17 protein-coding genes and 1 pseudogene are annotated in these 21,153 nt (G+C 70.1%); 4 read left to right on the forward strand and 14 right to left on the reverse strand.

What is annotated here, in order from left to right:
* Positions 1-260 precede the first annotated feature (260 nt).
* A complete protein-coding gene (gene pulA / locus KUM44_RS26480; RefSeq protein ID WP_217211726.1) occupies positions 261-5,687 on the forward strand; it encodes a pullulanase-type alpha-1,6-glucosidase in 5,427 nt (1,808 codons plus the stop codon).
* A 98-nt stretch (positions 5,688-5,785) separates the two neighbouring features.
* Complete coding sequence (locus KUM44_RS26485; protein WP_217211728.1) at positions 5,786-6,142, forward strand: 5-carboxymethyl-2-hydroxymuconate Delta-isomerase; 357 nt, start codon at positions 5,786-5,788, stop codon at positions 6,140-6,142.
* Between the two features lie 104 nt (positions 6,143-6,246).
* On the opposite strand, the gene KUM44_RS26490 is transcribed toward KUM44_RS26485, so the two are convergent.
* The 5 genes from KUM44_RS26490 to KUM44_RS26510 all read right to left on the reverse strand — a co-directional run bounded on the left by KUM44_RS26490 (position 6,247) and on the right by KUM44_RS26510 (position 11,524).
* Positions 6,247-6,936, reverse strand: coding sequence for a TetR/AcrR family transcriptional regulator (locus tag KUM44_RS26490; RefSeq protein ID WP_217211729.1), 690 nt, complete (start codon positions 6,934-6,936; stop codon positions 6,247-6,249).
* A gap of 80 nt (positions 6,937-7,016) precedes the next feature.
* A complete protein-coding gene (locus KUM44_RS26495) occupies positions 7,017-8,039 on the reverse strand; it encodes a PDR/VanB family oxidoreductase (RefSeq protein ID WP_217211730.1) in 1,023 nt (340 codons plus the stop codon).
* Positions 8,039-8,935, reverse strand: a complete 897-nt coding sequence (locus tag KUM44_RS26500; RefSeq protein WP_217211731.1) for a metal-dependent hydrolase — start codon at positions 8,933-8,935, stop codon at positions 8,039-8,041. The genes KUM44_RS26495 and KUM44_RS26500 overlap by 1 nt, the downstream gene beginning before the upstream one ends.
* Positions 8,936-9,018: 83 nt before the next feature.
* Entirely contained in the window at positions 9,019-10,944 is a 1,926-nt protein-coding gene (locus KUM44_RS26505; RefSeq protein ID WP_217211732.1) for a hypothetical protein, read from the reverse strand.
* Between the two features lie 70 nt (positions 10,945-11,014).
* The gene (locus tag KUM44_RS26510; RefSeq protein ID WP_217211733.1) at positions 11,015-11,524 is read right to left on the reverse strand and encodes a tetratricopeptide repeat protein; all 510 of its coding nucleotides are present in this window, start codon (positions 11,522-11,524) and stop codon (positions 11,015-11,017) included.
* Between the two features lie 100 nt (positions 11,525-11,624).
* Between KUM44_RS26510 and KUM44_RS26515 the strand changes: the two genes are divergently transcribed.
* Positions 11,625-12,053 (forward strand): hypothetical protein, encoded by a 429-nt coding sequence (locus KUM44_RS26515; RefSeq protein WP_217211734.1) that lies wholly within the window; start codon positions 11,625-11,627, stop codon positions 12,051-12,053.
* 68 nt (positions 12,054-12,121) lie between these two features.
* On the opposite strand, the gene KUM44_RS26520 is transcribed toward KUM44_RS26515, so the two are convergent.
* From KUM44_RS26520 to KUM44_RS26555, 8 genes are all read right to left on the reverse strand, one after another.
* Positions 12,122-13,678 carry a DUF1996 domain-containing protein gene (locus KUM44_RS26520; RefSeq protein WP_217211735.1) on the reverse strand — a complete coding sequence of 519 codons (1,557 nt, stop codon included), beginning with the start codon at positions 13,676-13,678 and terminating at the stop codon, positions 12,122-12,124.
* 203 nt (positions 13,679-13,881) lie between these two features.
* A complete protein-coding gene (locus KUM44_RS26525) occupies positions 13,882-14,535 on the reverse strand; it encodes a response regulator transcription factor (RefSeq protein ID WP_217211736.1) in 654 nt (217 codons plus the stop codon).
* Complete coding sequence (locus KUM44_RS26530; protein WP_217211738.1) at positions 14,520-15,812, reverse strand: sensor histidine kinase; 1,293 nt, start codon at positions 15,810-15,812, stop codon at positions 14,520-14,522. The genes KUM44_RS26525 and KUM44_RS26530 overlap by 16 nt, the downstream gene beginning before the upstream one ends.
* A 53-nt stretch (positions 15,813-15,865) precedes the next feature.
* Complete coding sequence (locus tag KUM44_RS26535; RefSeq protein WP_217211740.1) at positions 15,866-16,888, reverse strand: SDR family oxidoreductase; 1,023 nt, start codon at positions 16,886-16,888, stop codon at positions 15,866-15,868.
* Positions 16,889-16,953: 65 nt separating this feature from the next.
* Positions 16,954-17,499, reverse strand: a complete 546-nt coding sequence (locus KUM44_RS26540) for a winged helix-turn-helix domain-containing protein (RefSeq protein ID WP_217211742.1) — start codon at positions 17,497-17,499, stop codon at positions 16,954-16,956.
* Positions 17,500-17,839: 340 nt separating this feature from the next.
* Positions 17,840-18,871, reverse strand: a complete 1,032-nt coding sequence (gene glnII, locus KUM44_RS26545; protein WP_217211744.1) for a glutamine synthetase — start codon at positions 18,869-18,871, stop codon at positions 17,840-17,842.
* Positions 18,872-19,118: 247 nt separating this feature from the next.
* The gene (locus tag KUM44_RS26550; RefSeq protein ID WP_217211746.1) at positions 19,119-19,811 is read right to left on the reverse strand and encodes a septal ring lytic transglycosylase RlpA family protein; all 693 of its coding nucleotides are present in this window, start codon (positions 19,809-19,811) and stop codon (positions 19,119-19,121) included.
* A gap of 120 nt (positions 19,812-19,931) precedes the next feature.
* Positions 19,932-20,300, reverse strand: coding sequence for an arsenate reductase family protein (locus KUM44_RS26555; RefSeq protein WP_217211748.1), 369 nt, complete (start codon positions 20,298-20,300; stop codon positions 19,932-19,934).
* A gap of 267 nt (positions 20,301-20,567) precedes the next feature.
* On the opposite strand from KUM44_RS26555, the gene KUM44_RS26560 reads away from it, so the two are divergent.
* Positions 20,568-20,894, forward strand: a complete 327-nt coding sequence (locus KUM44_RS26560) for a hypothetical protein (RefSeq protein ID WP_217211750.1) — start codon at positions 20,568-20,570, stop codon at positions 20,892-20,894.
* A 51-nt stretch (positions 20,895-20,945) separates the two neighbouring features.
* Here KUM44_RS26560 and KUM44_RS26565 read toward each other — a convergent pair.
* A pseudogene (locus tag KUM44_RS26565) lies at positions 20,946-21,153 on the reverse strand (winged helix DNA-binding domain-containing protein); the annotation flags it as partial.

Below are 21,153 nucleotides of genomic sequence, written 5' to 3' on the forward strand. Positions count from 1 at the left end.
TGCTCATGGAGTGTGCAGCGGGAACCCACCCGAAGCCCAGCCGCTGCACGCGGCGGGGCGGGCGGGAAGCGCCCACGTTCACGTGGGTGAGGACGTCAAATGAACGACTTGCTGGCGTTCACGCAGATCAACTCCCCTGCTGAGAACGTTCGTGAAAGTTCTTACCGATGGTTTCAAGCCTCTTGCTGTAACACTTACGGCGGCGATACGTTTCGCGCGGGGTCGGACCCAAGAGAGCCGTAATCGCTAGGAGCCCATCTGTGATATCGAGATGGCCGTCGCCGTCGAGGCGTCGAACCGCCCATATCGGACGGGTCGCCGCGGTCACCGTGACCGCGCTGGCCGCAGCGCTCGTCCAGCCCCTCGCGGCGCAGGCGGACACCCCGCCCGCGCCCCCGTCCGACGCGAAGCTCGCTGCCGAGCCCGCCCGGCACGACGCCACCCGGGAGCAGTTCTACTTCGTCCTGCCGGACCGTTTCGCCAACGGCAGCACCGCCAACGACAAGGGCGGCCTGACCGGCACCCGCCTCACCACCGGCTACGACCCCACCGACAAGGGCTTCTACCAGGGCGGCGACCTCAAGGGCCTGACCAAGCGCCTCGACTACATCAAGGGCCTCGGCACCACCGCCCTCTGGATGGCCCCGATCTTCAAGAACCAGCCCGTGCAGGGGACGGGCGTCAACGCCTCCGCCGGCTACCACGGCTACTGGGTCACGGACTTCACCCAGGTCGACCCGCACTTCGGCACCAACAAGGACCTCGAAACCCTCATCTCCAAGGCCCACGCCAAGGGCATGAAGGTCTACTTCGACGTCATCACCAACCACACCGCCGACGTCGTCGACTACGAGGAGAAGTCCTACGACTACCTCGCCAAGGGCGCCTTCCCGTACCTGACGAAGGACGGCAAGCCCTTCGACGACGCCGACTACGCGGACGGTACCCGGAAGTTCCCGGCGGTCGACTCCGACTCCTTCCCGCGCACCCCGACCGTCCCCGCAGCGAAGAAGAACGTCAAGGTCCCGTCGTGGCTCAACGACCCGGCGATGTACCACAACCGCGGTGACTCCACCTTCGCCGGTGAGAGCTCCACGCACGGCGACTTCGGCGGCCTCGACGACCTGTGGACCGAGCGGCCCGAGGTCGTCAGCGGCATGGAGAAGATCTACCAGCGGTGGGTCAGGGACTTCGACATCGACGGCTTCCGGATCGACACCGTGAAGCACGTCAACACGGAGTTCTGGACCCAGTGGGCCACGGCTCTCGACTCCTACGCGGCCAAGAAGGGCCGCGACGACTTCTTCATGTTCGGCGAGGTCTACTCCGCCGACACGGACATCACCGCCCCGTACGTCACCCAGGGCCGCCTCGACGCCACGCTCGACTTCCCCTTCCAGGAGGCGGCACGGCAGTACGCCTCCCAGGGCGGCAGCGCGAAGAAGCTGGCCTCTGTCTTCGGTGACGACTACAAGTACACGACCGACAAGGCCAACGCCTACGAGCAGGTCACCTTCCTCGGCAACCACGACATGGGCCGCATCGGGTACTTCCTGAACCAGGACAACCCGAAGGCCACCGACGCCGAACTGCTCGCCAAGGACAAGCTCGCCAACGAGCTGATGTTCCTCAGCCGCGGCAACCCGGTCGTCTACTACGGCGACGAGCAGGGCTTCACCGGCGCAGGCGGTGACAAGGACGCCCGCCAGACGCTGTTCGCCTCGAAGACCGCCGACTACCTCGACGACGACCAGCTCGGCACCGACCGCACCCACGCGAGCGACGCCTACGACACCAGCGCCCCGCTCTACCGGCAGATCAGCGCCCTCTCCAAGCTCCGCAAGGCCAACCCCGCCCTCGCCGACGGCATCCAGACCGAGCGCTACGCCGCCGACGGCCCCGGCGTCTACGCCTTCTCCCGCACCGACGCGCGGACCGGCGCCGAGTACGTCGTCGCCTTCAACAACGCGGGCGAGGCGAAGACGGCGGCCTTCGCGACCGGTTCGGCCGGCATGACGTACAAGGGCCTCTACGGCACCGACGCCGCCCCGAAGAGCGACGCCGGCAAGAAGCTCACCGTCACCGTCCCGGCCGGCTCGGCGATCGTCCTCAAGGCGACCGGCAGGCCCGCCGAGCCCGCCGCCCGGCCGACGATCACCCTCGAGGCCCCGGCCGCCGGTGCCACCGGCACCGTGGAGATCGGCGCCGACGTCGACGGCGGACAGCTCAACCGTGTCGTCTTCGCCGCCCAGGTCGGCGGTGGCAAGTGGCGGACCCTGGGCTCCGCCGACCACGCCCCGTACAAGGTGACGCAGGCCATCGGGAAGGACGTACCGGCCGGAACGGCCCTGCGCTACAAGGCGGTCGTGATCGACTCGGCGGGCCGCACGGCGAGCGCGACGGCGGCCAGTACCACCGGCACCCCGCCCGCTCCCGAGGCCCCCTCCGCCTCCTCCCGCGACCACGCGATCGTCCACTACAAGCGCACCGACGGCGACTACGCGAACTGGGGCCTGTACGCCTGGGGCGACCTCGCCGACGGCGAGTCCACGAACTGGCCCGACAGCCACCCCTTCGTCGGCCGTGACGCCTACGGCGCCTTCGCCTACGTCAAGCTGAAGCCGGGCGCGTCGAACGTCGGTTTCCTCGTCATCGACAAGGACGGCAACAAGGACGTCTCGGCCGACCGCACGATCGACGTCACCAAGACCGGCGAGATCTGGATCGAGCAGGGCAAGGAGACGGTCCTCACCGAGAAGCCGGCGGCCGACTACCCGGCTCCGGACAAGACCAAGGCCGTCCTGCACTACCAGCGCGCCGACGGCGCCTACGACGGCTGGGGCCTGCACGTCTGGACGGGTGCAGCGAACCCCACCGACTGGTCGAACCCCCTCAAGCCGGTCAAGACTGACAGTTATGGCGCAGTCTTCGAGGTACCGCTCACCGACGGTGCCACCAGTCTCAGCTACATCCTCCACAAGGGCGACGAGAAGGACCTGCCCACCGACCAGTCGCTCGACCTCACGGCGAACGGCCACGAGGTGTGGCTGTTGAGCGGCCAGGAGAAGTACCTGCTCCCGCAGCCCGCCGGCTCCGCGGCCGCGCTCGACCTGACCACCTCCAAGGCGATCTGGATCGACCGGGACACGCTCGCCTGGAACGGCGCCGAAACGGCCGCCTCCACCCAGCTGCTGTACTCCCGCAACGGCTCGATCGAGGTCAAGAACGGCGCCCTGACCAGCGACGACGAGCGCTGGCTCCGACTGTCCAAGACCTCCCTCACCGACGCCCAGAAGGCGAAGTTCCCGCACCTGAAGAGCTACGCCGCCTGGACCGTCGACCCGCGCGACCGCGACCGGGTCCGCGAGGCCCTGCGCGGCCAGCTCGTCGCCTCCCAGCGCGCGGCCAACGGCGCCGTCCTGGCCGCGACCGGCGTGCAGATCGCCGGCGTGCTCGACGACCTGTACCCCGGCGCGACGAAGGCCGGCCTCGGGCCGACCTTCGCCAAGGGCCGTCCGACGCTCGCCGTCTGGGCGCCGACGGCCCAGTCGGTCAAGCTGGAGATCGGCGACTCCACCGTCTCCACCGTGGCGATGAAGCGGGACGACACCACCGGTGTCTGGTCCGTCACCGGCCCGCGGTCCTGGAAGAACAAGCCCTACCGGTACGTCGTCAAGGTCTGGGCGCCCAGCGTCCGCAAGGTCGTCACCAACAAGGTCACCGACCCCTACGCCGTCGCGCTCACCGCGAACTCCGAGCGCGGCCTGGTCGTCGACCTCGCCGACCGGTCCCTCGCGCCGAGCGGCTGGTCCACGTACACCAAGCCCAGGGCCGTACCGCTGAAGGACGCCCAGATCCAGGAGCTGCACATCCGGGACTTCTCGGTGGCGGACAAGACGGTGCCGGCGGGGGACCGGGGCACCTACCGTGCCTTCACCGACAAGCTCAGCGACGGCTCCAGGCACCTGAGGAAGCTGGCCGACGCGGGCACCTCGTACGTCCATCTGCTGCCCGCCTTCGACATCGCCACCATCCCGGAGAAGAAGTCCGAGCAGGCGACCGTCGACTGTGACCTTGCCTCCTTCCCGGCCGACTCCGGCAAGCAGCAGGAGTGCGTGGCGAAGATCGCCGCGAAGGACGGCTACAACTGGGGCTACGACCCGTACCACTACACGGTCCCGGAGGGCTCCTACGCCTCCGACCCCGACGGCACCGAGCGCACGGTCGAGTTCCGCGAGATGGTCAAGGCGCTGAACGAGGACGGCCTGCGGGTCGTCATGGACGTCGTCTACAACCACACGGCGGCGAGCGGCCAGGCGGACACCTCCGTCCTCGACCGGATCGTCCCCGGCTACTACCAGCGGCTCCTGGCCGACGGCTCGGTCGCCAACAGCACCTGCTGCTCCAACACGGCCACCGAGAACGCCATGATGGGCAAGCTGGTCGTCGACTCGATCGTCACCTGGGCCAAGGAGTACAAGGTCGACGGCTTCCGCTTCGACCTCATGGGCCACCACCCGAAGGCCAACATCCTCGCGGTCAGGAAGGCACTGGACGAGCTGACCCTCGCCAAGGACGGCGTCGACGGCAGGAAGATCATCCTGTACGGCGAGGGCTGGAACTTCGGCGAGATCGCCGACGACGCCCGTTTCGTCCAGGCCACCCAGAAGAACATGGCAGGCACCGGCATCGCCACCTTCTCCGACCGCGCGCGTGACGCCGTACGCGGCGGCGGCCCCTTCGACGAGGACCCCGGCGTACAGGGCTTCGCGTCCGGCCTCTACACCGACCCCAACTCCTCGAAGGGCAACGGAACTTCGGCGGAGCAGAAGGCCCGCCTGCTGCACTACCAGGACCTGATCAAGGTCGGCCTGTCCGGGAACCTCGCCGACTACCGCTTCACCGACACCGACGGCAAGGAGGTCAAGGGCTCCGAGGTCGACTACAACGGCGCACCCGCCGGCTACGCGGCCGCGCCCGGCGACGCCCTCGCCTACGCGGACGCGCACGACAACGAGTCGCTCTTCGACGCCCTCGCCTTCAAGCTGCCCACGACGGTGAGCGCCGCCGAGCGCGCCCGGATGCAGGTCCTCGCCATGGCCACGGCCACCCTGTCGCAGGGCCCGGCCCTCTCCCAGGCCGGTACCGACCTGCTGCGCTCCAAGTCCCTGGACCGCAACTCCTACGACAGCGGTGACTGGTTCAACGCCATCCACTGGCGCTGCGCCGACGGCAACGGCTTCGGGCGGGGGCTGCCGCCGGCGGCCGACAACGCGTCCAAGTGGCCGTATGCCAAGCCCCTTCTGAGCACGGTCAAGGTCGGCTGCGAGCAGATCGAGGGCAGCTCGGCGGCGTACCGGGACCTGCTGCGGATCCGTACGACGGAGAGCGCCTTCTCCCTCGACACGGCCGGGCAGGTGCAGTCGAAGCTCTCCTTCCCGCTGTCCGGGAAGGAGGAGACGCCCGGCGTGATCACCATGCGCCTCGGTGACCTCGTCGTCGTCTTCAACGCGACGCCCCAGAAGCAGGAGCAGAAGATCGCCTCGCTGGCCGGCGAGGGCTACCGGCTGCATCCGGTGCAGGCCTCGGGTGCGGACCCTGTCGTCAGGTCCGCGTCCTATGACGAGGCGACGGGCGCGTTCGCCGTCCCGGGACGCACCGTCGCCGTCTACACCAAGGCTGACTGACTCATGGGTGGGGGTGGGGCGGTCCGGTGGTCACACCGGGCCGCCCCACCCACGCGTCCGGTTAGGGTGAGCGCTGCTGACGTAGAACAGGAGTGCCCATGCCGCAGATCACCGTCGACTACTCGGACACGATCTCCCTGGACCGGGAGGGCTTCGCCCGGGACCTGCACACCGCGACCGTCGAGATCGCGGCGGCCAAGCCGGAGGCGTGCAAGACGCACTTCCGGCCCAGCCCGTACACGGCCTTCGGTTACGAGGACCCCGAGGAGCAGGGCCACGCGGTCGTCCACGTCACCCTCGGCCTGCTCGCCGGCCGTACGGACGAGACCAAGGAACAGCTGACCGAGGCCGTCCTGGACCTGCTGCGCAAGCATGTGGAGCACGACGGGGCCGTCCTGCACGCCTCCGCCGAGGTACGGGACCTCGACCCGTCCTACCGCAAGTTCGAACGCTAGGTCGTGTCCGCAAAGTCCCGTCGTCCGCCCGGAGGGCGGGCCCCGCGGCGTCGTGGTGGAGCGTGCCAGGCGTCGCGGGGCAGGCGGGACTTTGCGGACACGACCTAGGAAGCCAGCGAGATCAGCCGGCCGACCAGCTCGCTGAACGGGCCGTCGGCCGGCTCGTCCTTGAGCATGCGGCGCAACAGCGCGCCCATCTCCTCGTCCCCCGCGGCGCTGACGGCGGCCAGCGCCGCGAAGTCGTGCACGAGCTGGACCTCCAGTTCGGCGCGTGGGATGCGCCGGCCGTCCAGCCAGATCAGGGCCGTGGACTCGGCGAGGGAGATCCAGGAGCGGACGACCAGTTCCAGTCGCGCGGGCGGGTTCTCCACGTCCAGGTGCGAAAGGATTTGGACATACGCGGCCTGCCGTACGGAGTCGATGAGCGCGTTGGTCGCCGTCGACCCGACGGCCGGGCCGCCTCGCATCAGCGCCGAGAAACCGGGCCCGTGGTCGTCCACGAAGTCGAAGAACCGCCGCATCACCCGCAGCAGCCGCGCCCCCAGCGGCCCCTCGTGCGGCTCGACGAAGCGATCCGCCAGTTCGTCCGATGCCCGCTTCAACGCGGCTTCGTACAGGCTGAGTTTGCCGGGGAAGTAGTGGTAGACCAGCGGGCGTGAGATGCCCGCGGCCGACGCTATCTCGTCGATGGAGACGTCGTCGGGCGAGCGCTGGCTGAACAGTTCGAGGGCGACGCCGATCAACTGCTGCCGTCGCTCCTCGACTCCCATTCTTCGGCGTACCCCGGTAGTCATGCGAACACCTTACCGATCGATTCCGGCCCCGAACGGACCGGACCGATCACGGACGTTCACATGCCTCCTCGCCCTTCCCTTCACATGTCCAACACCAGGCGATCACTTCGCGCCCGCGACACACAGATCAGCATCGAGTCGGCCCGCTCCGCATCGGTCAGCAACTCGTCCCGGTGCTCCACCTCGCCCTCCAGCACCCGCTGTTGGCAGGTCCCGCAGAAGCCCTGCTCGCAGGAGTAGGCGGTGTCGGGCAACTCCGTGCGTACGGCGGCCAGTACGGTCGAGTCGGCGGGGACCGTCAACGTCCGCCCGCTGCGCCGCAGTTCGACCTCGAAGGCGCCGCCGGTCGAGGCGCGGGGTGTGAACCGCTCCAGATGGACGCGCGGGAACCGCTTCTCCACGGCGGCCATCAGCCCCGCCGGCCCACAGCAGTAGACGGCGGCACCTTCGGGCACGTCCCCGAGGAGCCCGTCCAGATCGGGCACCCCCTCCACGACGCTCACCCGGCCCCCGCCCAGCCTCTCGACCTCCTCCAGGAACGGCATCGAGGCGCGGTCCCGCCCGCAGTACAGCAGCCGCCACTCCACGCCCTCGCCCAGCGCCCGCAGCATCGGCAGCACGGGCGTGATCCCGATGCCGCCCGCGACGAACACGTACGACGAGGCCCGCACCAGCGGGAAACGGTTCCGCGGCCCCCGCGCCTCCAGCTCCGTCCCCTCCCGCACCTGCTCGTGCACCTCGCGCGAGCCGCCCCGCCCGTCCGGGACCAGCCTGGTCGCCACGGTGTACGACGAGCTGTCCTCCGGGTCCCCGCACAGCGAGTACTGCCGCACCAGCCCCGACGGCAGCACGAGGTCGAGATGCGCACCGGGCTCCCAGCCCGGCAGGTCGCGCCCCTCCAGCCGTAGTCGGACGACCCCCTCGGCGACCTCCTCGCGCGAGGCCACCAGCACGCGCAGCGCCCGCGACCGGGGCCGCCCGGAGATCGGCTCCTCCAAAGCGGGCATCGGCCACAGCGGCGAGGTCCGGATACGGCGTCGCATCGCCCGCTGGACCAGCAGAGCGGTCCCGGCGAGGACGGCGACCTTGCGCAGCTTCGGCATCAGGCGGCACCTTTCGCGGATTCCTGGGCCGTCCCGGCGGCCAGGGCGGCGGGGGAGGAGGCCAGATAGGCGACGGCCTGGGCGGTGGAGCCCTCCTGCGAGGGGTGGTACGCACGGCTCAGATACCGGGGGATGGATCTGAGCATGTCCCCGGTCGCCGGGAGCGTGCCCCGCCTGCCCCGGACGTAGAAGTCCCTGAAGGTGGCCCGGCCGTCGACGAGTGTCGGGTCGTTCGCCATGAAGAAGCGCGCCCCGCGCTGCCACAGGAAGACCAGGGCGGCGAAGGCCGTCGCCCAGGTCCGCACCCGGCGCCGGTAGTCGCCGTCGACGTGCATGAACAGGTCGAACGCCACCGACCGGTGCTCGACCTCCTCGGCGCCGTGCCAGCGCAGCAGGTCCAGCATGGTCGGGTCGGCGCCGCGCCGGTCCAGCTCCTCGGCGTTGAGAACCCAGTCGCCGAGGAACGCGGTGTAGTGCTCGATGGCCGCGATGATCGCCACCCGCTCCATCAGCCACCAGCGGCGTGCCCGCCCCGGCGGCAGAGTGCGGTCGCCGAGCAGCTTCTCGAAGAGCCAGTCGACCTGTGCGGTGTACGGCGTCGGGTCGAGCCCCTGCTCCCGCAGGTGCGGCAGCACCTCGTCATGGGCCTGGGAGTGCATGGCCTCCTGCCCGATGAACCCGATGACGTCCTCGCGGAGCCGCTCGTCCCGGATGTACGGCAGCACCTGCTTGTAGACATGCACGAACCACCGCTCGCCGGCGGGCAGGAGCAGATGCAGCACGTTGATGGTGTGCGAGGTGAAGGGATCGCCGGGGACCCAGTGCAGCGGGGTGTCGTCCCAGGAGAAGGACACCTTGCGGGCCTTGAGGGGTATCCGGTCCTGCGTGTTGGACATGGCGTCAATGTACTGACGGGTAGGACCGGGGAGAACCCTTGTGCAGCCCCTTATTTACATTCCCGTCAGCAAGTCGCGGGGTCCTACTTGAGCCCGTCGATGGAGCGCCCGCTCTTCAACGTGCCCTTCAACTCGGCCTGCGCACCCTGCTTCGCCCGCACGGCCAGCAGACTGCCATCGGAGCTGCCGCGCACCCCGCCCGCGGCCCGGATCGACTCCGTGTCCCCGGCGCCCGCCGCCAGCAGATACCAGCCGCCCGCCTGCGCCTTCCACAACACCCCCGCCAGCACATGCGGATCACGCGCCCCGCACGCCGATACGTTCTGCGCCTTCGCCGCCACCGTCGCGTGCGTCGCGCCCGGCGTCCGGAACTGGGCCAGCACCCGCTCGCCGCCGCCCCGCCAGGTCTCGGCACGCGAGCACACCCAGTCCGCGGCGCCGGTCCCGTCGGGCAGCTTGTGCCGGGCGTACGCCCAGGCGTTGACCGTGCGCACACCGGCCGAGCGCATCGCGCCCAGCCAGCAGGAGTACGGCGCCCAGGTGTGCAGTGCCTGTGTGGCGGACACGTCCTTGGTCTCGCCGGGGCGGCCGGTGGTGAGGCGGGCCGGGACCAGTTCGGCGAGGTCGGTGAGCAGCCGGGTACCGGTGCCGTCGGTCACCTGGAGGGCGTTCCACGACGAACACGCGCCGGGCTGCTGGGCGGCGGGGCTCGCCATCGGCGAGGTGACCCCCTCGGCCACCGTGAGGTCCATCGCCCCGGCGTCCGGCTTCAGCAGATCCCGCTCGGCCGCCTTCTTCACCCACGGCGCCATCAGATAGCGCACATTGCCGTCGGCCCGGCTCAGCACCACCGCGCTCGCCTCGGCCCTGGTCGCGTTGTCGACCCGGGAGAAGTCCAGGGCGGCACCGGCCGTGCCGTCCAACGGCTCGGCGTAGCGGGCGATGCGCAGACCGTCGTAGAGGATCACCACGCGCGCGTTGTCGACGGCCCCCGCGTACAGCAGTTGCGGTGCCCCGGACGGGCCGCCCGACGGGGTGCCGGGTGTCGCCGACACCGTGACCTTCTCGCCGGGGCGCGCCCACACCGCGAGCGCGCGGCGCAGCAGGGCCGAGTCGTCGGTGAGGTCGCCGCGCGCGGGCCACACGGAGAAGTCGGTACGGGCCGAGGACTGCCAGGCCAGCGCCGGGACCTTCGTCAACTGGGCCGGGTCGAGGGCCGCCTCGGCCGCCGGGTTCTGCGCGTACGAGGGCGCGGCGGGACCGTCCGGGCCCCAGCCCTCACCGGGCAGACCGAGCAGCGCCCCGCACACGAGGAGCGCGGCCCCGGCGGCGAGCGCCGCCTTCGTGTGCTGCCTGCGTCGCATCAGGTCGGTGGGCCGGGCCTGGAGCGAGCAGGGGTCGAACTCGGGGGAGTCGAGCAGCGCGTACTGCGCCGGGACGGAGTCGGCCTCCTCCAGTACGTCGGCCACGTCCTCGACGCCGGCCGCCGTCAGGACGTCGCGCACCTCGTCGTCCGGGAGCTTCTCCAGGCCACGCAGGACGTAGGCTGCCCGCGCCGGGCCGGACAGCCCCGACAGCCGCTGGTCCAGAGCGAGCTCGTCGGCGCCGCCCGACCGGGGGAAGAGGCGCAGGCCCCAGACCTGGGGCAGCAAAGGCGGCAACTGGGAACGCTTGGGCCAGGCAGGGCGGCGCAACGGCAGGCCCGCCTCCAGCGCCGTAGTGAGAACCCGGAGGCGCAGGAGGGCATACCCGGGGTCGCCCTCGCGTCCCGTCGACTGGGCCGGGATCGCGGGCGCCGACGCCCCCCGGCCCCGGGGCAGCGCACGCTGGGTGAGCGAGTGCGCGGTCACCACACGCCGGTTGCGGCCGAGACTCGGCGGCAGCACCAGATAGGCGAGCCGGACGAGACGCGGATAGTGCTCGACGAGCGCGGCCTCGGCCCGCTCGACATCAACGACCGCCTCGGCAGAGACGGGTCCGGGGCGCGGGGCGACATCCTGTGACTGCACGTTCAGCAGAACGAGCGAATGGTCAGTAGGTCACCGTCCCCCGATCACCCGGGCGCGGTCCGGTGCCGGGTCAGTCCTCGGACTCCACCAGCGCCCGGGCGTAGTTCGCCATCGAGCGCTGGTAGCGGGGCAGGTGCGGGGCAAGCGCACCCAGTACGAGGGACAGTCCCTCCCGATCCCGCCCGAGGCTCGAAAGACACAGCGCCAACGTCGCCCGTACCGCGTCGTCCAGCTCGTCGGAGGGCGTGTCAAGCTCGGGCGTCAGCAGCTTGACGCCCTCCTCCGCCAGCCCGATGTTCCGCAGCGAACTGGACAGCTGGATCTTGGCCCGCCGCCCCTTGTACCCGCTCACGTCGCCGAGCCCGCGCGCCAGGGCCTCCCGGTACAGCGGCACCGCCTTGTCGGAGTGCCCGGTGGAGTCCCAGGCGCAGGCCTGCTCGAAGGGGCCCAGCGGGCTGCCGTCCGGCAGTTCGGCGACGAGGGCGTCGATGACGGCGCGGAAACCGGCCGCGTCCTGCTCCGCGTAGGTGTCGAACGTAGACCACGCGGCGGTCACGCGATCCTCCCAGTCCTGGTTCATCGCGTCACTCTCGCACGGGAGGGCGAACACCGGCAGCGGTATTTTGAGCGCTCCGCCCGCGGGAGCCGTATCCACCGGGAGGCCCCTCAGGGAGGAAGACATGAAGGTGACCCGACCGATGCTCGTGGCGGCTGCTGCCGCGGCGGTGTTCGCGCTGGCAGGCTGCGGCTCCGGCGGTGACGGCGAGGCGGCCGTGCCCAAGACGGCCACCGGCAGTCTGGAGCACCTGGCCGCCGAGGCGAAGTGCGAGCCGAACATGCAGACCGACGCCGACGAGATCCGGCAGGCCATCTGCAAGACCGGCAAGGAGAAGTACATCCTCGTCACCTTCGCCACCGATCGTGGTCAGCGCGAGTGGATCAACTCGGCCAAGGACTACGGCGGGTACTACCTCGTCGGTCGCAAGTGGGTTGCCGTCGGCCATGAGGACGTGGTGACGTCGTTGCGGGGCGAGCTGGGCGGAGACATCGAGATAGGGACCGACCACTCCGGTCACTCGGACGAGCACTCCGCCTCGCACGAAAGCTGACCACACGGAAATCCGGACATGCGAAAGCCGGCGGTGGGAGATCCCACCGCCGGCTTCCTAATGTGGGGTCAGTTGCAGTCCTGACCCGAGTTGATGCACTGGACCACCTGGTTCATCAGGTCTTCGGACATGAAGTTGATGAAGTCGTTGTGGTCAGTGATCGGCTTGTGCAACTGCTCGGGGAAGCCGTCCACCGCGAACGGGTTCACGACCTGCCCGTTCTCGATCTGCGGGGCGGGAACGTCGTAGACGAGCTTGGCCTGCAGCTGGGGGATCGCCTGGAATCCGTTCGGGCAGCTGCCGTCCGCTTGGACGAAGGCAACGTGGTCACGGTGGTTGGCGCTGTCGGTGTTCTGTCCGTCCCAGCAGCTCTGGAAGTTGGACGTCCGCACCACGGAGCTGCCCTCGGGGCAGATCGGGTACTGCTCCGTCACCTGCCGGTCCTCGAAGCCGGTGCAGCTCCAGGAGGTGTTGGCGTTCGCGAGACCGTTGGTGAACGCCTTGGCGTCACCGGTGATGATGCGAAGGGCCGTCGGCATCGCCACGACCTCGCTCGCCTTGTTGCCCACGAACTTCAGCTCCGCCTGGGAGGCTCGCAGGACCTTGCCCACGTTGCCTTCCAGGCCGCCACCTGCCTCGTTCGCGTCCGCCTCCTGCGTACCGTCCTGCAGACGCAGCACCGGCCAGTAGTACGTGGACTTGTCGGCCTGGTTCTGGCAGCTGGTGTCGGCCTGTAGGAACTCCTGATCGCTGGTGAAGGCGTCGTTGTCCTGGTTGCCGACGTAGTCGTGGCGGTGGTGGGCGCCGTTGTCGACACCGGGAGCGACAATGATGTTGTCCGTGTTGGCGTTGCCGTTCTCGTTGGTGCCGCACTCGGTGGTGAAGGTACCCGTCGAGCCGGAGTCGCCGTTCGCGGCCAGACCGTTCTGCAAGTTACGGGAGTTGGGCTGGACGTCCTCGATCTTGACGAAGTCCTGCGCCACCGGGCCGTTGCCGGCCTGGCCTCCGTTGCCCTCGGGCACCGGGTCGAGACCGTTGTCCTGGCCCTGGCCCTGGTCCTGACCGCCGTCCTGGCCTTGGTCCTGACCGTCGTTGTTCTGGTCCTGGCCGTCGTTGTTCTGGCCGTCACCGTTGCCGTCGTTGACCTCCGGCTGCTCGGCCGGGACGCCCTGGCACTGGGCGAGCTGGTCGAGGCCCTGCGGTCGCTGGCCGCCGGCCCGGTTGATGTTGATACCGATCCGGTCGAGCGTGGCCACGCGCTTGGACTTCAGCGGGCCGAGGATGGCGTTGTTGACGAAGTTGGCGTCTCCTGCCTGAGCCTGACGCGTGTCGGCGAGACGCGCGTAGGCGTCCGTGATCTGTTTGTCGAGCAGCGCCAGCTCCTTGGCGACACCTTGACGCGCGCCCTGCGGGACGTCCTTCAGCTGCTGACCGACGTCCGGACAGTTGATCGTGGCGACCTGGGCGTTCGCGGACTTCGTCTGGTTCCACCCAGAGTTGTCCTCGTGCGCCGAAGCATAGAAATTGGCCCATACAAGCCCGCCCCCACCGAGCGCTAGGGCTGCCGATGCGGCTATGGCCTTGGTGGCCAGCGGCGTACGGCGTTTTCTCGTGTTGCGTCCCATGGAACTCCTCTGACTTCCTTTTTCGGGGCATCGAGGGCGCCCGACAGGAGTGAAGCGGCTCCCATTCATACGGAGGGCGCCCCAGAGGTGTTCAGCGGTCCCGGAAATAGTTGAAAGATTCGTGAGTGCGCTGTGCGCTCAACAGCCCCGGAAACACCGGGAGTTGTTGATCCCGTACGACGCGTGAATGGCCGGGTCCGTTTTCACCGGCCGTGGTCGAGATACGCGAGAACCGCCAGCACGCGACGGTTGTCGTCGTCCGACACCTCCAGGCCCAGTTTGGCGAAGATATTGGCGGTGTGCTTGGCGATGGCCCGTTCCGTGACGACGAGCCGGTCGGCGATGGCCGCGTTCGTCCGCCCCTGCGCCATCAGCTCCAGCACCTCCGTCTCCCGGGGCGTGAGCCGGGCCAGCGGCTGGTCGTCGGCCGCGCGCCGGGTCAGCAGCTGGTGGATCACCTGCGGGTCCATCGCGGTGCCGCCCGCCGCGACCCGCCGTACGGCGTCCACGAACTGGTCCGCGTCGAACACCCGGTCCTTCAGCAGATACCCCACCCCGCCACTGCCGTCGGCCAGCAACTCCCGCGCGTACAGCTGCTCCACATGCTGGGACAGCACCAGCACCGGCAGCCCCGGCTTCCGGCGACGGGCCTCCAGCGCGCACTGCAACCCCTCGTCGGTGTGGGTCGGCGGCAGACGTACGTCGACGACGGCGACGTCCGGCTCCAGCTCGGCCAGCGCCCGCGCCAGCTCGGGGCCGGTCTCGACGGCCGCCGCGATCTCGAAGTCGTAGGCCTGAAGAAGCCGGACGAGTCCGTCGCGCAGCAGGAACAGGTCTTCGGCTAGGACAACGCGCAAGGAATCTCCATGGTGACCATGGTGGGACCGCCCGCGGGAGAGCCGACGGCCAGGACGCCGTCGAATGTACCCAGTCGCCGCTCGACTCCGGCCAGCCCCGAACCGGCCCCGATCAGCGCGCCGCCCTTGCCGTTGTCGGTGACGGTGATGCGCAGCATCTCACCGGTGTGGTGCAGGTCGATCCAGATCCGGTCGGCGTCCGCGTGCTTGACGGCGTTGGTCAGCACCTCGCTGACCGCGAAGTACGCCGCCGACTCCACCGGCTCCTCCGCCCTCCCGGGCAGCTCCACGGTCACCTCGGTCGCCACCGGCAGTCGCAGGGCCAACGCCCTTACGGCGTCGCCCAGTCCGCGCTCGGCGAGCACGGGCGGGTGGATGCCGCGCACCAGGTCCCGCAGTTCGGCGAGGGCGTCGGCGGAGGACTGGCGGGCCTGGGCGAGGAGCTGCCTGGCCTTCTCCGGGTCCTTGTCGAGCAGCATCTCGACGGTGCCGAGGTCCATGCCCATCGCCACCAGCCGGGCCTGCGCCCCGTCGTGCAGGTCGCGCTCGATACGGCGCAGTTCGGCGGCGGAGGTGTCGACGGCGTCCCGCCGGGTCTCGGTCAGCACCCGTACGCGCTCCGCCAGTTCGCCCTGGCTGGAGCCGAGGACGGCCCCGGTGAGCCGGAAGTGGACCTGGAGCAGAGGCACGGTGAGGAAGTGCGCGAAGAAGAGCAGGACGAGGGCCAGCGCGCCGGCGCCGAACGCGGTCGCCTGATCCGTGACCGGCACGAAGCCGTACCAGTAGGTGCCGCCCATCGGATCCGCGAAGACCCGCCACAGCCCCGCCGTGATCGCCAACCCCTCCAGCGGATAGAGGAGCAGCACGGCCGGCAGCAGCGCGGTGACGAACCCCGCCGTCATGTCGACCGGCAGCCACCGCAGATCCCGCCAGGTCGCCGGGTCGCGCAGCATCCCGAAGGTCCGCGTCCACGGGTTGGCGCCCCACGGCGACGGCGACGGCGACGGAAACGGCCGGTAGGCCCGGGGAATCCGCACCCCGCCCCACTCGGCCGCCAGCACCCGCCGCCAGTCGGCGTACGCCCGCACCCCCGTCAGTACCCACGGCGTCGTCACGAGGCCGAGGCCGATGGGGATGAGCGCGAGGGACACGAGGGTCAGGGCGAAGCAGAGGACGGACCCCGGCAGCGCGACGAGAGCCAGCGCCAGCCCCCGCAGCGCCGCGACCCCCATGCCCCGTGCCCTCGAACTCCCGCCGCTTTTCGTGTCGTTGGTCATGACGCCAGTCTTGCCGAGGGCAGCGACGCCGGTCACGGGGGCCGGACCCCCGATCAGGAGGTGGTGTCAGCTACACCCCCCAGGCCTGCCAGCACCTTCGCCTCCACCTCCGGATCGAGCCCCTTCGACGTCCGGTCCGGCCGCATGGGCGCCGTGCCGCCGATGTCCGTCAGCCACCGCCAGGTGTCGGCGACGGTCTCCTCGACGGGCCGGCAGCGCAGCCCGGTCGCCAGTGCCCGGGACACGTCCGCGCTGTGCAGGGCGTCATGCAGATCGCTGCCCGGCGGCACCCACACCGGCAGCTGGGTCCACGGCTCGATGCCCGCGTCGAGGATCACCTCGGGCTCGGTCCACCGCAGTTCCGCCGTACCACCGACGGTCGCGACACAGGCGTCGAGCAGACTGCCCATGGTGGCGTGTCCCTGCGAGCTGACGAGGTTGTACGGGCCGCTCAGCTCCTGCTCCACCGCCCCCAGCGTCCACTCCGCGAGATCACGGACGTCGGCGTACTGGAGCGGCAGATCCCGTGGCCCCGGGGCCAGCACGGGTCCGCCGCGGGCGATCCGGCCCAGCCACCACGGCAGCCGGCCGACGTTCTCGTACGGCCCGAGGAGCAGCCCGGCCCGCACGAGCACGGAGTCCTGGTCCCCGAACTCCTCGACGACGGCGAGTTCGGCGCCCAGCTTGTCCTGCGCGTACTCGGTCTGCTCCGCGCCGGGCTCGGCGCCCGTCACCACCGGCGCGTCCTCGCCGAACCCCGCGGGCGGGGCCCACTCGTACACCGAGATGCTCGACACATACACATACCGCCCGGCGCGGCCCCGCAGCAGCCGCGCCGAGTCCCGTACCGCACGGGGCGCCGCCGACCAGGTGTCGACGACGGCGTCGAAGTCGCCCTCCGCCGCGAGGGCGGCCAGCCCGTCGGGCGAGGTGCGGTCACCGTGCAACGACCGCACCCCGGCCGGGGGTTCGTGCCGCCCCCGGTTGAAGACGGTCACCTCCCAGCCGCGCCCGAGGGCCGCCTCCACGACGGCCCGCCCCGCGAACTCCGTACCACCCAGAATCAGAAGCCTCATACCGACGACTCTGCACGCCGCGGGGCCCGGACGGAATGGGACTCTGCCGTCAGCAGAGGACGGGATCAGCGGCCGACCGGCGGGGTGTACTTGTAGCCGACCCGCCGCACGGTCCGGATCGTGTCCCGGTGCTCGGCGCCCAGCTTGTGGCGCAGCCGGGCGATGTGGACGTCGACGGTACGGCCGTCGCCCACATGCCCGTAGCCCCACACCGTGGTGACCAGCTGGTCGCGGGTGTGCACGCGATGCGGGTGGGCCACGAGATGGGCGAGCAGCTCGAACTCCAGGTAGGTGAGGTCGAGTTCACGCCCCTCGACGGCGGCGGTGCGCCGCACGGTGTCGACGGTGACGAGCGGATCGCCCGCCGCGCCGACGGGCGCCGCGACCGGCGGCTGCTGGTCGGCCGGGACGAGCACCAGGTAGCCGATCATCGGCGGCTGACCCGGCAGCGTGGGCAGGGAGTGCGGGGGAGCGGGCAGCCAGGTGGCACCCGGCGGCAGCAGGTCCGCCACGTCGATCACCTCGTCCCGGTCCACGGCGCGCAGATGATGCCGGGCACCGGTCGGGGAGGTGAGGGTGGGGGCGGTGGAGAGGGAACGAGTGGTCGCCATGAGAGGTCAGCTCTTTTCGCGCGAGAGGTCCGTGGGAGACGTACGTCGTTGCGCGCTGGCCGAAGGCCGGGAGGTTACGGCTTTACAGGGCCCGCGCGTTCACGCGCGGCAACACACCCGGTCGAAGTCGTGGTGCTGACGGGAAGGCCAGAAGGGCTCGAGGTCATGGCGACCTGTCGCGGAGTACTTCTGGAAGCTGGCCATGCCCCCATTGAAGCAGACACCGCTCATGGAAAGGAGCCTCCTCTCACTGCTCGGACGCCGACTCGGTCATCACATGGCAAAGGGGCGCCCACCGCGACGGTGGACGCCCCTTTGCGGAAGGCGGGAGCCGGGCGGATCAGACCTGGCCGGCCTTCTCCAGCGCGGAGCAGCACGTGTCGACGAGCAGACGCGTCACCACGTACGGGTCGACGTTGGCGTTCGGACGGCGGTCCTCGATGTAACCCTTGCCGTCCTTCTCGACCTGCCACGGGATACGCACGGAGGCGCCGCGGTTGGAGACGCCGTAGGAGTACTCGTTCCACGGGGCGGTCTCGTGCAGACCGGTCAGGCGGTCGTCGATGCCGGCGCCGTAGTTCTTGACGTGGTCGAGCGGCTTGGAGCCCTCGCCGAGCGACTCGGCCGCGGTGATGATCGCGTCGTAGCCCTCGCGCATCGCCTTCGTCGAGAAGTTCGTGTGCGCACCGGCACCGTTCCAGTCGCCCTTCACCGGCTTCGGGTCCAGCGTCGCGGAGACACCGAAGTCCTCGGCGGTGCGGTAGAGCAGCCAGCGGGCCACCCACAGCTGGTCCGAGACCTCCAGCGGCGCCAGCGGGCCGACCTGGAACTCCCACTGGCCGGGCATGACCTCGGCGTTGATGCCGGACAGACCCAGACCGGCCTCCAGGCAGTTGTCCAGGTGCGCCTCGACGACCTCACGGCCGAAGATCTCGTCGGCGCCGACACCGCAGTAGTAGCCGCCCTGCGGGGCCGGGAAGCCGCCCTTGGGGAAGCCGAGCGGGTAACCGTCCTGGAAGAACGTGTACTCCTGCTCGATACCGAAGATCGGCTCCTGGGCGGCGAACTTCTCCGCCACCTCGGCGAGCGCGGCGCGGGTGTTGCTGGCGTGCGGGGTGAGGTCGATGTTGAGGACCTCGCACAGCACCAGGATGTCGTCGCCGCCGCGGATCGGGTCGGGGCAGGAGAAGACCGGCTTGAGCACGCAGTCCGAGGCGTGCCCCTCGGCCTGGTTCGTGGAGGACCCGTCGAAGCCCCAGATCGGCAGCGAGTCGACACCGGCGGGGGAACCCGCCATGATCTTCGTCTTGGAACGAAGCTTGGCCGTCGGCTCGGTGCCGTCGATCCAGATGTACTCAGCCTTGAAGGTCACGGGCCACATCCTTCGGGGGTGGGTCTAGGCGCACTTGCGGGTGCTGCGGCGCAGCGGCACTGAGGCGCCGCACTGATGCCCGCGAGCCTGTCAACAGGCGATTTCCCGATCATTGCCCGAATGTGAACCCCGTGTTACCGGCCGATGGTGTGGCGAGCTTCACGCCAACCCGCGCACCAGCGGGGTCCCGTCACCCGTGGCCGCGGGCGGCGGGACCCCTGACACGTACGACGTGGCTACCGAAGCCTCACCCCACCTTCTCGATCACCGCCCGCCGGATCAGGAACTTGCCGGCCTCCCGCACCTGCTCGAACGCCGCGTTGTTGAGCAGCACGCAGCTGCCGGAGACCGAGGTGACCTCCACCGTCGTGGACTTGTTGTTGTCCAGGTTGGTGACCTTCAGCTTCGTACCGGCCGGGAACTGGTTGCTGGAAGCGGCCGGCGCCCCGCCCTCACCGGACAGCGTGACGGTCGACCCGTTGCAGACCTGCTGCCCCGAGGCCGCGGCACCGCCGCCGTCGTCCCCCGAGTTCCCCGCATTTCCGGCGTCCCCCGCGTCCCCGGCGTCCTGGGCACCTCCCGCCGGAGCACTCGGCGCTGCCGGCTGTGAAGCCTGGGAGTCCTGAGCCGACTCCCCGGCGACACACCCGGACGCCTCCTGCTGAACCTCGATCTGCGCGATCACGGCCTCGCGGTTGGCGATCCGCGCCTCGGACTGAGCGTCGGGATTGGCTCGCTGCCCCTCGATGAACCGCTGGTTGTTGCCGAGCGCGGTGGCGAGCCCCTGGCAGACACTCGAGTCCGCGGCGGACTTGACCGTCGGTGTCTGCGAGGCGTTCGAGGTGCTCGCCATGACGAAGGCACCGCCTCCCGCCACCGTCGCCGCACTCAGCAGCAGCGCGAGCTTTTTCTTCGTACTGACAGTTCTCCTACGCGACATGCGCGCCTCCTGAAGAGGTAGGGGAGCGTACGCCGCTATGTACGAGATACCGAACGAAGTTACTCAGTGGTCATAGGAGTCCGCTCAAGTAACCTACGTCACACCCGCCCTGAAGGGCCCTCAGTCGCCCTCGCGCGACAGCGCGTCCCGTACGGCGTCCTCGCTGCGCGCCACCACGGCCGTACCGTCCTGCGCCGTGATGATCGGCCGCTGGATCAGCTTCGGATGCTCGGCCAGCGCCCTCACCCACCGCTCCCGCGAACCCGCGTCCCGGGCCCACTCCTTGACGCCGAGCTCCTTGGCCTCGGCCTCCTGGGTCCGGGTGATGTCCCACGGCTCCAGCCCCAGCCGGTCGAGCACCTCCCGGATCTCGTCCTCGCTCGGCACGTCCTCCAGATAGCGGCGGACGGTGTACTCGGCCCCTTCGGCGTCGAGCAGCGTCAGGGCGCTACGGCACTTGGAACAGGCCGGGTTGATCCAGATCTCCATGCCGCTCACGGTATCCCGAGCCACCCGGACCGACCCCCGACCGGGCCGTCGGCCACCCTCCCGAGCCGACCGTTGTTCGAATTTCTCGCCACCTCAACCACACCTCACGACCCCGCCGTGACACGGCAACAATTTCGTTGCTGACCAGGCCATTTCAGCGAACGCTCACACCCCCAGATTGTCAGTGCCGGGCAGTAAACTGTAAGCAGTGTTCGAGAGCGTCGCCGGACAACCCGGCCGGCGCTCCACCGCGACAGGAGGATGCCTGTGCCCGCTGCCGCACTGAAGCAGAAGTCGGCCCGCAAGCCGCTGCCCACCCAGTCCACCGCGCAGCACCCGGTGCTGCTCGACCTGCCGTACGCGCCCGTGGAGAAGCGGCCGCTGCCGCCGGGCCGTCCGCGCGAGTGGTACATCACCCACAACCGCCGCCTCAAGGCCCTGCGCCTCGCGATAGCCCTCCTCGACACGGGCGTCTACATGCCCAACCAGGCCCGCAACGAGACGATCCGGAGCACCGCCGAGACGATCGGCGTCCACCCGCCGTCGGACACGACGTGCCACATGGTGCGGGCGCTCATGAGGTACTCCAGGTAAGCCGTGCGCCGGGTGCCCTGACCGCCCTGTCGGGGCACCCTCCCGCCGGCCCTACGCCGACAACTCCCGCTCCAGCGGCGTCCGGAACCGAGGCGTCACCCGAGCCGCCCCCACCCACCCCCGCAGCCGCTCCGACTCCACCGCCACCGCCGCTTCCACGGCCCGCCGCTCCACGCGCCCCAACTCCTCCAGCAACCGCCAGACGATCTCCCCGTCCCTGCGCTGAGCCCACCCGCCCACCACCCGCCCGTTCCACCAC

The sequence above is a fragment of the Streptomyces sp. AC550_RSS872 genome, assembly GCF_019049285.1.
Lineage (GTDB): Bacteria > Actinomycetota > Actinomycetes > Streptomycetales > Streptomycetaceae > Streptomyces.